Raw genomic sequence first — 13,272 nt, forward strand, 5'->3', positions numbered from 1 at the left:
ATTGCGTTGCTGAAATTTTGGGCGAATCGATTGAAACGGCTTCGGCTGCAAATCGAGTTCCCGACCTGAACGCGGCGTCCGGTTTTAGCCCGCATGCGACGGTGTGCCGCTTTGCTTGTGAACCCGGTAAATTTCCGCCAGCCGCCCGGGTGTGATGCACCGTCGTGTTCGTGCGACTTCGTGGCGGACCTTGGCCATTAATTCGGACACCTCATCGCCACGGGCGGGGATCCCCGCTGCACGCAACGCTTCGGTCAGTCCCGCGCGTCCGCTGTGCGAACCCACGCGGATTTCGCGACCCGTTTGGCCGACCGATCCAGGGGGAAACGGTTCGAATGCCGCAGGATTACGAAGCACACCATGCACATGGATGCCCGATTCGTGGACAAACAATCCTTCGCCGGCGATCGGTTTTTGCGGCGGAATCGTTCGATCGCAGGCCGCCGCGACTTGGCGACACAGTTGGCATAACTTTTCGCGCCGGATGCGGGTGCGAATGTCCGTGGTGGCCGCCAATGCGACGGCGACTTCTTCCAACGCCGCGTTGCCCGCACGTTCGCCCAACCCCAAAACCGTCACGTCGGCATCCGTTGCGCCCGCTTGCAGCGCCGCCAAGGTGTTGCCCACCGCCATACCCAAATCGTTGTGACAGTGAACACCGATCGCTGGCAGTCTGGTTGCCTCGCGTACAAGACCGGCGATGCGGGCCGCAGTCATCGGGTTCCACAAGCCCACCGTGTCGGCCAGACGCAGGCGATCGATCTGAAGTTGTTCGCAATGTCGTGCAAATTTAAGGACCGAAGCGTCGCCACAGCGTGAGGCGTCCATGAACCCGACGGAAACGAAATCAAAACGTTGCCGGGCCAAGTCGACTCTACGGTGCAACGTGTCGATCACCCACGTCCAAGACTTGCCCAGTGTCTGGATCTGTAAATCGGATCCTGGCAACGCCACGTGGACCGACCGCAGACCACACGACGCGGCGGCGTCCAGATCCGCAACACTTGCGCGACACCAACCGGTGATTCGGCAAGGCAAATTCATGTCCAACGTTTGACGAATTACAGCTTGTTCGTCATCGCCGATGACGGGACAACCGACTTCGATTTCGTCGACGCCGATCTCGGCCAAAGCGTTCGCGATGGCCAGCCGATCTTGTGCGGAAAAAATGATGCCGGGCGATTGGGCGGCGTCACGCAGCGTGGTGTCGACCAGGTGAACGGATCGCTGCGATGAAGTTGCCGTGGGCGAGGGTTGATTGCATGAAGCCGACACGGTGACTATTCCGCAAGCAAGGCTTCGGCCGGACGTTCGTCTTCCAACGCGTCCAAGATTTCGTCGATCTTGTCTTCGTCGACTTCGCTGTACCACCAACCTTCGGGATAGACGACCAACAATGGGCCTTTGCCACAGCGTTTGAAACAACTGGTGGTCGATACCATCGCATCGATGCCACGATCGATGATTTCGTCTTCCAAGTACTGTGGCAACCCCGCAGCACCTTTTCGATGGCAGACGCCTTTGGGTTCGCCGTTGGTGCGATAGCTGTTGCAAATCATCAAATGAAAACGACTGGTGTCCATCGGCTTGCCTTTCGCAATACGCGGTGAATTGAACGGAACGAAAACAGGTCGGAAAAGGCGTGGGAATTCAATCGCATCAACCGCAACCGGTGCCCGAGCCGGGACATCCGCCACAGCCGACGCCATCGGTGTCGCAACCCGATGCCGGTGCCAGCACTCGGGCGGGCATGCGAGGTTTCTGGCCTTGATAGATCGCGTGCAAGGCATCTTCGATCATGCCTTCGGCGACCAGCACGCGGACGCCGTGTTTGGCCAACGCGACTTTGGGACTTTGCCCGGCGTTGCCACAAAGCAGAACGCTGCAGTCGTCCAGTCGAGCCGCCAGTTCGTCCCAGCGACTTTCACCCGAACCGGGCAACGGCGTGGGACGTGTTTCGATCGGGCGAAAACTGCCGTCGGGGTTGCGGCCAAAGATCCACAACTGTTCGGATTCCCCCAGGTGCTGGTTGATCAACAGGCCTTCGAACGACGTGACGGCGACATAGGGGCGATCGTCGCTGGGGACCGTTTCCGCCGACGCAGCTTCGGTCAACGCTTGCTGAACGACCTCGTCGTTGTCTTCGCCCAACATGCCGGCGGCATCGGCGCGACAGCGTTGGCAGTGTTCCATCTGGGGAACAAATTCGCCGCACCGATCGCGGATGTCGGTCATCATCGCCGCATCGGGTTCGTCCAAGTCGGCGAAGGGCGTGTCGGCCAGCGGATACAACGCCATGCAGTTGTGGTAATCGACCTCCAAGCGGCTCGCCAAACGTGCGATGTCGGGAATGTGATGGTCGTTGATCCCAGGCATGACGATGCTGTTGACCTTGACCGTCATCCCGTGAGACTTCAGCAAGTCGATCGCATCGAGTTGTTGGTCCAGTAAAGCCTCCGCCGCTTCGATACCACGCAAGACTTTTCGGCCCAGCCGAGCGAAACGATAGATCTTGGCACTAATCTGTGGATCGATCGCGTTGATGGTCAAAGTGACGTGGCTGGTTTTCAGTTCCGCCAGTTCTTCGACGTGCGGCGCGATTTCCAGGCCATTGCTGGCAACGCACAACAGCATCGACGGATGGTGCTCGCGGACCAGTCGCAACGTCCGCATCGTTTTGTCGGCGTTGGCGAACGGGTCGCCAGGTCCGGCGATGCCGACAACCGTGATCGGCGTGTCCACCAGGTCGACGACTTTGTTCAAGTACGTCAGCGATTGTTCGGGCGTCAGCAGCGTGCTGGAAACCCCCGGTCGCGATTCGTTCAAGCAATCGAACTTGCGGTTGCAAAAGTTGCATCCGACATTGCACTTCGGCGCGACGGGCAAGTGCACGCGTCCGTATTGATGTCGGGCTTCGGGATCAAAGCACGGATGGCATTGAACGCTCATGGCAATCGGCCTTGTCGGATGAGAGAAAACGCGGGAACCAAGTCAGCATTTTTGGACGTGGCATTACAGGTACGTGTATCCCATTTCGCTGATGTCTTGACGCTGTTCCAACAACGTGTTGACGATGCGATCAAACAGTTGTTGGGTGCCGCGATAGCCGACGTGCAGCATTCGCGATGCGCCAAACCGGTCGTGAACGGGTAAGCCGATGCGGACCAACGGAATGCCCAGTTGGCGGGCCAGCTTGTAGCCTTTGGAATGACCGATCATCAGATCCGCGTGGACGTCGGCGGCGGCCTCGGTCAAGTCTTCAAAGTCGACGCCTTCGATCACCCGCGGCGGTTCGCTCGGGCCCATTTCGATTCGGTTGATCGATGCCTTCAGCGTTCCGCTCTGGCCTCCGGAGCCGCACAAGACGGTTTGGATGCCGATCTCCGCCAAGAATCCGACGGTTGAAACGACGAAGTCTTCGTCGCCGAAAACGATGGCACGCTTTCCAAAGATGTACTTGTGGGCGTCGATGTAGCTGTCGACCAATCGCCCGCGTTCGGCAGTGTGATGTTGGGGCGTCGGTCGGCCGCTGACCTTTTCCAACACTCCGAACATTTGATCGCTGGCTCGCACACCGATCGGCATGGGCAACACCATGGCGGGCACGTCGAATTTTGCGGCCAGGATGCCCGCCGCGGTGCGACCCGTTGGCGTATCACCCAACTGAATCGACGCGGCGGCGGTTCCGCATCGCCGAATCATGTCGATGGGCGTACCGCCATCGGGAATCCGTTGGTACTGTTGCCACGGCGGGCCGTCCAATCGATCGCTGTAGTCCGGCGTCAGGATTGGCGTTAGTCGAAAATCGTGAACGATTTCTCGCAGGTGACGTAGGTCGGCGGGCGACACGATGAAGGGAAGAATGTTGACCAGGTCGTCTTGTCGCTTTCCGCCTTCGGCCAGGGTGTCGACGATCGCCGCCACGGCTTCGGTGTATCCGTCGAAATGGCTGCCGTGATAGCTGGGCGTCGAAGCGTGAATCAGCGGCGGGATCGACAGGTCCGTATTGCCCGCTTGTTCGCTGCGAAATTCGTTCAGGAACATCGACACGTCGTCGCCGATCGTTTCGCTCAGGCAAGTCGTTGCGATTCCCACCGCTTTGGGGCGATAACTTTCCAGCACGTGCCGCAGCCCGATCGACAGGTTGTTTTGCCCGCCAAAGATGGCCGATTGTTCGTCGAAGTTGGACGACGCGATGTCCATCGGTTCGCGAAAGTGGCTGATCAAATATCGCCGGATGTACGTCGAGCAGCCTTGTGATCCGTGCAAGAAGGGCAAGCAGCCTTCCACGCCGCTGAATGCCAGACAAGCACCCAAGGGCGTGCACATCTTGCATGCGTTTCGGGTGGCAACAAAGCTGGAACCTTGATCGGTCATCATGCCGTCTCCGTTTCTTGGGCAGCCAAGCCGCTGCAGTGAGCTTTCAACTGACAAACGCCACAGGCTTGTGAATCGGACCCCGGTGATGGGGCGGTCGCCGCGGTCGGGCATTGCGGGACTTTCGCGTTGAGCGGCAACCCGGCATCCGCTGTGACCAAGGGGCCTGGGGCGATCGATCGTTTGACAGACGACGCGTGTTGTTTGCGTGGTGACAGCGACCAAACTGGACTGCAAACCGACGAATAGACTTCGTTGGCAAAGTTGACCATGCCTTCGTATCCGGCCAGACAACGTTTGCGTTCGTGATTGTGGTCACAGAATGCGACGCCCAGCTTGTAGGCGATCGGTCGTTCTTTCACGCCGCCGATCAACAAGTCGGCGCCGGTCTGGTCGATGAACTTTGCCAGTTCCAACGGGTTCGTGTCGTCCAATAACACGGTCCCGTCGTCACACAGTGATTCCAGTTGCTGATAGTCCTGGGGATTGCCCGTTTGCGAACCGGCGATCACCGTTTGAACGCCCAACGTTCGCAAGGACCGCACCAGACTGAAAGCCTTGAAAGCACCACCGGTGTAGACCGCCGCCTTCTTGCCCTGCAAAGCATCACGATAGCGTCGCAGTCGCGGCATCACGGCACTGATTTCGTCACGCACCAAACGCTTCGTGCGTTGCATCATCGCCGGATCGTTGAATGTTTCGGCGACGTCGTACAGGGCTTTGCTGACGTCTTCCAGTCCAAAGTACGACACGTGAACAAACGGAATGTCGTACTTTTGCTTCATCAGCCGGGCCAAGCCTTTCATGGATCCCGAGCACTGCACAACGTTCAACTGGGCGTGGTGAGCCCGGCGGATATCATCAACACGTCCGTCACCGGTGATGGTAGAGATGACGTTGACGCCCATTCGTTCGTAGTAGTCGCGGATGACCCAGGTTTCACCGGCGATGTTGAAGTCGCCCAGGATGTTGATCGAAGGTCCGTCCGGCGGCGGCGATTCACTGGAACCGACCAAGCGATCCAGTGCCGCGCAGGCGGCCGTGTAACCGTCTTTCTTGGAACCGGCGAACCCTTCGCTGTGCACGGGGATCGTTTCCACGCCCGTCTGTGCCGTCACGCGCCGGCAGACCGCTTCCAAGTCGTCACCGATCAATCCGACGATGCACGTCGCGTAGACAAACGCCGCTTTGGGTCGATACCGCCCGATCAGTTCGATCAACGCGGTTTCGCATTTCTTTTCCCCGCCGTAGATCACATCCTTTTCACGCAGGTCCGTTGAAAACGACATGCGATGCAATTGCGATCCGGACGATTGGGCACCGCGAATGTCCCAGGTGTACGCCGCGCATCCGATCGGTCCATGCACCAAGTGCAGGGCGTCGGTGATCGGATACAGCACGACCCGTGAACCGCAGAACACGCACGCCCGCTGGCTGACCGAACCGGCAACGCTGTGTTTTTCACAGTCCAGCTGGAACGGCTGGGCACCCTTGGTGTGAACCTGACGGCGGCGGGCGTCCAGGATATCAATGGCCTCGCGCATGGCGTTGCATTCTTCGTGTTGCACGTTGCGGGATGATGACGGCGGCGATCTACATCACCAGTTCGAAACCGGATTCGGGAGCGTCGCGGTCTTGACGATCCAGGAAAGCGTCCAGAATCTGTTCCAAGATTCGCGTCGTCCCGCGATAGCCTACGGTCGCGAAATGTTGGTGACCGATGCGATCGAGAATCGGGAATCCGTGACGGATCAGCGGGATGTCTTCGTCGCGGGCGATGTACTTCCCATAGGTGTTGCCGATCAGCAGATCCACCTTGTCCGGATCGCTCTTGATCCACTGGTGCAGTTGGAACATGTCGGCACAGGAGCCTTGGTCGACTTTGCAGGCTTGCGCGTGGTCGCCCAGCACATCGCCCATTCGCTTGAAGAACTTCTTGCCCGGTGTTCCAGTCACGACGAACTTTGGAATCATGTCCAGCGTGATCAACAGTTCGGCCAGCGAGACCAGTTGGTCGGGGTCGCCCCACAAAGCAGCGGTCTTGCCATAGAAATACTGGTGCATGTCGGTCATCAAATCCAACAAGCGTCCGCGTTCGGTCATGATTTCATCGGGGACGAATCCGCCGTTGATCTCACGCAGCTTCATGATGAATTGATCAGTCGCCTTCAGGCCGATTGGCAATGGCAACGTGGTTTGCGGCACCTGGCACTTGGCGAACAAGGCTTTCGCCGCCGGACCGCTGCAGATCGGACCCAACGCGATCGTGTGACAGGAATCGCCCGCCGAACGGATCGAGTCGACCGTCGCACCGCCGGCGGGGAACATTTCATGAATGCCGGTTTGCGGTGAATCCAAGACACCGGACGTATCCGGAAACGTGACCGGATCCAGCCCCATCAGCTTGACCAGTCGTTTCAGTTCACTCATGTCGGCCGGTTCCACCCAACCGGGAATCAGATTGACCTGGTCGCGGATCTTTTCGGCGCCGCTGGACTGTGCGATGTAGTCGACCATCGCTTTGGTCATTGTGGCGAAACCGGTGGTGTGCGAACCGACATAGGACGGCGTGTTGGCGTGAATCACCATCTTGCCCTCGGGCAGCAATCCCTTGTCGATCGCGGCTTCGACGATCTGTGGCACGTCGTCGCCGATCGTTTCGCTCAGGCACGTCGTGTGGACTGCGATCACATCAGGGTCATAGACCGTGAAGATGTTTTCGATCGCCGCCAACAGGTTCGCTTGGCCTCCGAACACCGAACTGCCTTCGGTGAACGAACTGGTGCCCGCCATGGCGGGTTCTTTGTAGTGTCGGCTGAGCGTGGACCGGTGATAGGCACAACAACCTTGGGAACCGTGGCTGTGCGGCAGGCATCGATGCAACCCGAGCGCGGCGTACATCGCACCGATGGGTTGACACGTCTTGGCGGGATTGACGGTCAACGCTTCACGCTGGACGTCTTGATCCGCCGAAGTATGGCGTAGCAATGTCATGATGGTATCCGTGAATCGAATGGTATGGATGGAAAGAGAGTTCTGGCGTGATCAACAGATCGATCCGGCTGGCTTAGCCCTCCCGGCGAATCGATGATGATGACGGTGCGTTCTGATCGGCCTGGTCCGACCACGGCGGTTGGATCATCGACCAGACTTTGGCGTTCACCATGCGATCGATTTCCTTGTAGAAGTTGATAGCACCCTGGAATCCGGCGTAGGGTCCGCCGTAGTCATAAGAGTGCAGTTGTTTGCATGGCACGCCCATCTTTTGAACGGCGTACTTTTCTTTGATTCCGGCACAGAAGATGTCCGGCTTCATGCGGCGAATCAGTTCTTCGGATTCGTGATGGTTGATGTCGTCGATCACCAACGCCCTTTCCGGCATGTCGGCCATCAAGCCGTCATATTCTTTGAACTTGTATCCCGCCCGTTCACGCTCAATCGCCTTGGCGCGGTCATCGCCCCGGTAATGATCGGGATCCGCATCGACGTGCAGTTCTTCGATGTTCCGCGAATCCGCATCGACTTTGATGTCGGGCAGCACATCGCGGCCTTCGTAATCGTCGCGGTGAGCAAACTCATAGCCGGCGGCGATGGTCTTCATGCCCAATTCGGCAAACAGTTCCTGGTAATGGTGGGCCCTTGACCCGCCGACAAACAGCATCGCTCGTTTGCCTTCACACCGAGGCTTATAGGTCTTTTGGGCTTCGAACACCGCGGGGTATTCTTCACTGATGACCGCTTCGACCTTTTCGGTCAGTTCCTGGTCGTCGAAATACTCGGCGATCTTTCGCAGGCTTTTCGCGGTCGCTTTGGCACCGATGAAGTTGACCTTGATCCAGGGCGGTCCATACTTCTTTTCCATCATGTCGGCGACATAGTTGATCGACCGGTGGCACATGACACAGTTCAATTGGGCCATGTGCGAATTGGCGAACTGATCGTAGGTGCTGTTTCCGCTGAACGTGGCCACCAAATCGATGCCGCATCGCTGCAACAGGTCTTCGATCAAGAAGGCGTCGCCGCCGATGTTGTATTCACCCAAAAGGTTGATGGACCACTTGCCACGCTTGGTGTCGTCTTCACCCACGACGTGTTTGAAGATTTGGTTGTTGGCAATGTGGTGTCCGGCCGATTGGGAAACGCCTTTGTAACCTTCACAGCTGAAGCCAAAGACGTTGATGCCCAGTTTTTCTTTCATCTCCGCGGCGACTTGGTGGACGTCGTCGCCGATCAGGCCCACCGGACAGGTGGAAAAGACTGCGATCGCCTTGGGCTTGAAAAGTTCATAAGCCTCCTCGATCGCTTTGGCCAATTTCTTTTCACCACCGAAGATGATGTTTTCATCCTGCATGTCAGTACTGAAGCAGTACGGCATGAAGTTGTCGTGTTCGTCGGTCGGTGCCAGCGTCTGGTTCCGGCGTGTCAGCCAGGAATAGAATCCACAGCCGATCGGGCCATGGGTGATGTTGACGATGTCACGCGTCGGTCCCAGGATCACGCCTTTGCAACCGGCATAGCTGCAACCACGTTGGGTGATCACGCCGGGAATGGTGCGTGTGTTGGCACCGATCACCGGCAGTGAAACCAAACCGGATTCGTCCGCCTGTTTGTGATTGACGACGACCTGTTTTTCGCGTTTGCGGCGTGTCTTTTTTGGATAGGCATCCAGCAGGTCATCACGTAACGATTCGCTGGTCACGGCAACCTCGGAATCGTCATCGAAAGGTGAGTGTTCGGACACGGTAATTCTCCTGGAATGGCGCGTTGGCCGTGGAAAAATGAAATGCGGACGAATCGTGTTTGGTGTATGACGAAGATCGATGGCTAGGCGGCGGCGCCTTCCAACAGGCCGTATTCCAATAGCAGCGATTCCAACTGTTCGACCTCCAATGGCTTGGGAACGACGAACATGTCGTTCTTGTCGATGTTGCTGGCAAGCGTGCGATACTCATCCGCTTGCGGACATTCCTTGTTCCAATCGATCACGGTCATCTTGCGGATCTCGGCCCGCTGGACGTCGTTGTCGCGAGGGACAAAGTGGATCATTTGCGTGCCCAGGCGGTTGGCAAACTCGGCGATCATTTCGCGTTCGTTGTCCACCTTGCGGCTGTTGCAGATCAGCCCGCCCAGGCGAACGCCGCCCGCTTCGGCAAACTTGCGAATGCCTTTGCAGATGTTGTTGGCCGCGTACATCGCCATCATTTCGCCGCTGCAGACGATGTAGATCTCTTGCGCTTTACCCTGGCGAATCGGCATCGCGAATCCGCCACAGACGACGTCACCCAGCACGTCGTAAAAGGCGTAATCCAGTTGCTCCGATTCTTCGTACGCACCCAGCTGTTCCAACAGGTTGATGCTGGTGATGATCCCGCGACCGGCGCAGCCGACGCCGGGTTCGGGGCCGCCGGATTCCACACACAGCGAAGAACCAAACCCCGCGCGGCGGATGTCTTCAAGTTCGACGTCTTCGCCTTCTTCGCGGATGGTGTCCAAGACCGTCTTTTGAGCCAGACCGTTCAACAACAATCGTGTTGAATCCGCTTTGGGGTCACAGCCGACGACCATGACTTTCTTGCCCATTTCGACCAGGGCGGCGACGGTGTTCTGTGTGGTGGTGCTTTTGCCAATGCCACCTTTTCCATAGATCGCGACTTTTCTCATCATTCCCTCTCGCTTCGGAGTTTCGTGTTCGTCCAAACGGCGGCGACTCGACCCGCTCGTGGCGTCTTGGGACGCGTTGGTGCGGCGTCAAAGACCAGTGGATCCGAGTGCCTGTTGAGAGGAGGTCCTTTGGCAAGGGCCGTGCCGGCAGAATGGATTGACCGGGGCAGCAGAGTCATCCGGTCGCATCACGCGATGCCAATCGCGGTTTGAATGCCCCAAAGACCGAACGCAGGATTCGATTCGGGGGCAATTTCTTTACAAATTTCCGATGACACGGCGACTGTCATCTTCGGCCGGTCGTTGCAACCAACACATTTGTCGTGACCGAACGACGAAAGTGACATTTGTGTCGCTTGGTGTTTCCCGTTTCGGACATCGATGGAGCGACGGTTTGTGAAACAGGGCAAGCCGGGGGATCGATCTTGACCCGCCGGATCGATGCGGTTTAGCAACCGGCATGGAATCTTCGCCCTCGATCGCAGTGACTCGGCCCAAACGATGGGACGAGCCGATGGATCCGTCGATGAGCGACAGCGACGTCGCTTGGCTGCGGTCGCGCCAGCCGTTTGCGTCGCTGGATCCGTCCAGATTCCCGCGATCCACGCCGTTGGAAGGCGTGTTGAAAAACGATTGCAGGTTGCGACGTTATCAGGCCGGCGAATTGATTGTCCGCGAAGGCGACTATGGCAACAGTGCCTTTCTGGTGCTGGCCGGCCAGACGCGGTTGATGATCGATTCGCTGCGGCAAGAACAAATGGGCCGTGAAACACCGCCCCAAAAGACGTGGGCCGGAGCGTTGGCGGAATACCTGTTTCCCAGCCGCTATCCCGAATCTCGCTCGATCGCGGCAGTGCGTCCGACCAAGGACGGAAAGTCCAGTGTCCATCACAACGACGATCACACGGCACTGTTTCTGCAAGACGTCGATGCTGTGCTGTCGGAAAACCAATCGGTGCGATTGGGGCCGGGGGAACTGTTCGGCGAAGTTGCGGCGATGTATCGGTCGCCACGGACGGCCACGGTGTTGGCGGAAACGGAGTCGGCGCTGCTGGAGATCCGTTGGCAAGGTCTGAAGCTATTGCGAAACGACCCGGGGTTTGCCGAACAGTTGGACCAGCATTACCGCAGCCAGTGGCTGCCCCTGCATTTGCGTGAAGTCCCCCTGCTGCGGCATTTGCCCGATGATCGCATGATCAAGGTGGTGGCGGCGACTCAATTGCGATCGTTCGGGCGTCTGGCTTGGAACACCGAATATCGCAAGTCGCGAAAGCTGTCGCCAAAACAACAGATTGAATCGGAGCCGTTGGTGATCCAGCAGGGCGGTTTGCCGACGGACCTGATCATCGTCCGCGCCGGATTCGGACGTCTGTGTCAGCCGCACGGCGACGGATTTCGCACGACGGCATACCTTGGCAAAGGACAGGTCTTTGCACTGGAGGAACTGGCCTACAACGCGACTCGGCCCGAAACTTCACCACCACGACCGATCCAGAATCAATTGCGGGCGGTCGGGTTTCTGGACACGCTGAACATTCCCGCGGAAGTCTTCGCGACGGAGATTCTGCCTTTCGTGCGGCGCAGCGAACTGCCCGCCGACGTCGGGCGACAGATGTTGCGTGATGACGATACCGGAGTATCCGGGGCCGCCAACCAATCCCAGGATCGGCGTCGACAGCCGCGCCGGGATAGCGAACCGTCGACTCGTTTGCCCGTCGTGACGGATCATCGTGCCCAGCGTTTGGATTCGACGTCGATGCTGGAGTTCGTCGTTCAAGAACGATTGAACAATGGTCGCCAGGCGATGGTGATCGATCTGGATCGGTGCACCCGCTGTGATGATTGCGTGAAAGCGTGTGCGGCGACACACGACGGAAACCCACGTTTCGCACGTACGGGTTTGCGGCACGACCAATTCCAGTTCGTCAACGCGTGCATGCACTGTACCGATCCAGTCTGCATGATCGGGTGTCCAACCGGCGCGATCCTGCGCGACGAAGCGACGGGGGTGATTCAGATTCACGAACCGATCTGTGTCGGTTGCAAGACCTGTGCCAACGCGTGCCCCTACGACGCGATCGAGATGGTGGAGATTGTTGATCGCGCTGGGCGGCCGTACCTGGATCAACAAAACGAAAAGCCCATCGGGAAAGCGGTCAAATGCGATCTGTGCATTTCGCAGCCCGGTGGCCCGGCCTGTGTCTCGGCTTGTCCGCATGATGCATTGGTGCGAATCGATCTGAGCGAAACGAGTGAACTGCAGACCTTGATGCGGGAGCGGCGTGAATGAACCGTTCTTCGTCAAACACCACCGGCAATCCGTCGGCGGCATCGACCATGCGTCGTGGTCTGGGCTGGGCGACAGCAACATCGGCCAAGGCACTGGACCGGCTGGGGATGCGGACCGTTTGGACACAGCGGCAACGGCGGCGATGGGTTTCGCTGGCAAGCACTGTTTTGATTGCTTTGGTCTACGCCGCTTTCCATCGTGAAGTGGTCTCTTCGCTGGGGGATGCCCGCTGGTTGTCGGGATTCACACTGGCGGCATGCTTGGGTCTGTTGGTGATGATCGGAATGCGTCGGCGGATCCCGGTTTTACCGCTGGGCAACGTCAGCACTTGGACTCAAGTTCACATTTACACCGGTTTGTTCGCCGCGTTGGTGTACGTCACGCATGTACCGGTTCTGGTCGGCGACGGCTGGTTGGAGGGGACGTTGTCAGTCGCGTTCTTGGCGACCAGCCTGAGCGGATTTTACGGGCTGTACGCCAGCCGAACGGTTCCGCGACGCATCAGTCGTGTCGGAGAAGAGATTCGATTTGACCAATACGGTTGGCATCGCAGCCAATTGCACGACGCCGCGACGCGTGTCATCAGCGAGCTCAGTGACGGGGATGCCGCGCGGATCGTCAAAAGAGTCTTCGAAGACAAAGTGCAGCCGTACTTGGCTCGGCCGCTGTGTTTGTCGCAGCGACTGTATCCGACGCCACGACTCAGACAAAATTTGTTGGCCGATCTGAATCACCAACGCCGGTATTTGGACGAGGCGTCCACCCTGGCTGTGGATCAGATGATGGGATTGGTACGCCGCCGTGATCAGGTGGATTTCCAGTACGCGCTGCAGTGGCGACTGCGAATCTGGGTCGCCGCACACGCCACGTTGTCGATCGTGTTGGTGGTGTTGGCCACCGTTCATGTTGTCATCGCCATCGGCATCACGGGGTAGGGCAGTCGT

General features: G+C 58.3%; 9 protein-coding genes and 1 pseudogene. 2 read left to right on the forward strand and 8 right to left on the reverse strand.

Features of this window, described 5'->3' with window-relative positions; translation table 11 throughout:
* Window positions 1–84 precede the first annotated feature (84 nt).
* From HFP54_RS12810 to nifH, 8 genes and pseudogenes are all read right to left on the reverse strand, one after another.
* A complete protein-coding gene (locus HFP54_RS12810) occupies window positions 85–1,275 on the reverse strand; it encodes a hydroxymethylglutaryl-CoA lyase-like TIM-barrel protein (protein ID WP_168565422.1) in 1,191 nt (396 codons plus the stop codon).
* A 5-nt stretch (window positions 1,276–1,280) separates the two neighbouring features.
* The gene (locus HFP54_RS12815) at window positions 1,281–1,583 is read right to left on the reverse strand and encodes a (2Fe-2S) ferredoxin domain-containing protein (protein ID WP_145297530.1); all 303 of its coding nucleotides are present in this window, start codon (window positions 1,581–1,583) and stop codon (window positions 1,281–1,283) included.
* Between the two features lie 76 nt (window positions 1,584–1,659).
* Complete coding sequence (locus HFP54_RS12820; RefSeq protein ID WP_168565423.1) at window positions 1,660–2,949, reverse strand: radical SAM protein; 1,290 nt, start codon at window positions 2,947–2,949, stop codon at window positions 1,660–1,662.
* Window positions 2,950–3,012: 63 nt separating this feature from the next.
* The gene (locus HFP54_RS12825) at window positions 3,013–4,380 is read right to left on the reverse strand and encodes a nitrogenase component 1 (RefSeq protein WP_206036182.1); all 1,368 of its coding nucleotides are present in this window, start codon (window positions 4,378–4,380) and stop codon (window positions 3,013–3,015) included.
* Window positions 4,377–5,921 (reverse strand): nitrogenase iron-molybdenum cofactor biosynthesis protein NifE, encoded by a 1,545-nt coding sequence (gene nifE, locus HFP54_RS12830; protein WP_168565424.1) that lies wholly within the window; start codon window positions 5,919–5,921, stop codon window positions 4,377–4,379. Before nifE ends, HFP54_RS12825 begins: the two co-directional genes overlap by 4 nt.
* A gap of 49 nt (window positions 5,922–5,970) precedes the next feature.
* Window positions 5,971–7,371, reverse strand: a complete 1,401-nt coding sequence (locus HFP54_RS12835) for a nitrogenase component 1 (protein ID WP_168565425.1) — start codon at window positions 7,369–7,371, stop codon at window positions 5,971–5,973.
* 73 nt (window positions 7,372–7,444) lie between these two features.
* Window positions 7,445–9,118, reverse strand: coding sequence for a nitrogenase molybdenum-iron protein alpha chain (gene nifD / locus HFP54_RS12840; protein WP_168565426.1), 1,674 nt, complete (start codon window positions 9,116–9,118; stop codon window positions 7,445–7,447).
* 83 nt (window positions 9,119–9,201) lie between these two features.
* Window positions 9,202–10,041 (reverse strand): annotated as a pseudogene (gene nifH, locus HFP54_RS12845) (nitrogenase iron protein); the annotation flags it as partial.
* A 457-nt stretch (window positions 10,042–10,498) separates the two neighbouring features.
* On the opposite strand from nifH, the gene HFP54_RS12850 reads away from it, so the two are divergent.
* Together HFP54_RS12850 and HFP54_RS12855 are read left to right on the forward strand one after the other, a co-directional pair.
* On the forward strand, window positions 10,499–12,328 hold the full coding sequence (locus HFP54_RS12850) for a cyclic nucleotide-binding domain-containing protein (RefSeq protein WP_168565427.1): 1,830 nt from the start codon (window positions 10,499–10,501) through the stop codon (window positions 12,326–12,328).
* Window positions 12,325–13,263 carry a hypothetical protein gene (locus HFP54_RS12855; protein WP_168565428.1) on the forward strand — a complete coding sequence of 313 codons (939 nt, stop codon included), beginning with the start codon at window positions 12,325–12,327 and terminating at the stop codon, window positions 13,261–13,263. The genes HFP54_RS12850 and HFP54_RS12855 overlap by 4 nt, the downstream gene beginning before the upstream one ends.
* Window positions 13,264–13,272 lie beyond the last annotated feature (9 nt).

Origin of the sequence: Crateriforma spongiae (assembly GCF_012290005.1) — a bacterium.
In the GTDB taxonomy this organism is placed as follows: domain Bacteria; phylum Planctomycetota; class Planctomycetia; order Pirellulales; family Pirellulaceae; genus Crateriforma; species Crateriforma spongiae.

Bases quoted from the DNA above. Each gene is read 5' to 3' on its own strand.
- HFP54_RS12815 (WP_145297530.1), bottom strand. From the start codon at position 1,583: ATGGACACCAGTCGTTTTCATTTGATGATTTGCAACAGCTATCGCACC.
- HFP54_RS12820 (WP_168565423.1), bottom strand. From the start codon at position 2,949: ATGAGCGTTCAATGCCATCCGTGCTTTGATCCCGAAGCCCGACATCAA.
- HFP54_RS12825 (WP_206036182.1), bottom strand. From the start codon at position 4,380: ATGATGACCGATCAAGGTTCCAGCTTTGTTGCCACCCGAAACGCATGC.
- nifE (WP_168565424.1), bottom strand. From the start codon at position 5,921: ATGCGCGAGGCCATTGATATCCTGGACGCCCGCCGCCGTCAGGTTCAC.
- HFP54_RS12835 (WP_168565425.1), bottom strand. From the start codon at position 7,371: ATGACATTGCTACGCCATACTTCGGCGGATCAAGACGTCCAGCGTGAA.
- HFP54_RS12850 (WP_168565427.1), top strand. From the start codon at position 10,499: ATGGAATCTTCGCCCTCGATCGCAGTGACTCGGCCCAAACGATGGGAC.
- HFP54_RS12855 (WP_168565428.1), top strand. From the start codon at position 12,325: ATGAACCGTTCTTCGTCAAACACCACCGGCAATCCGTCGGCGGCATCG.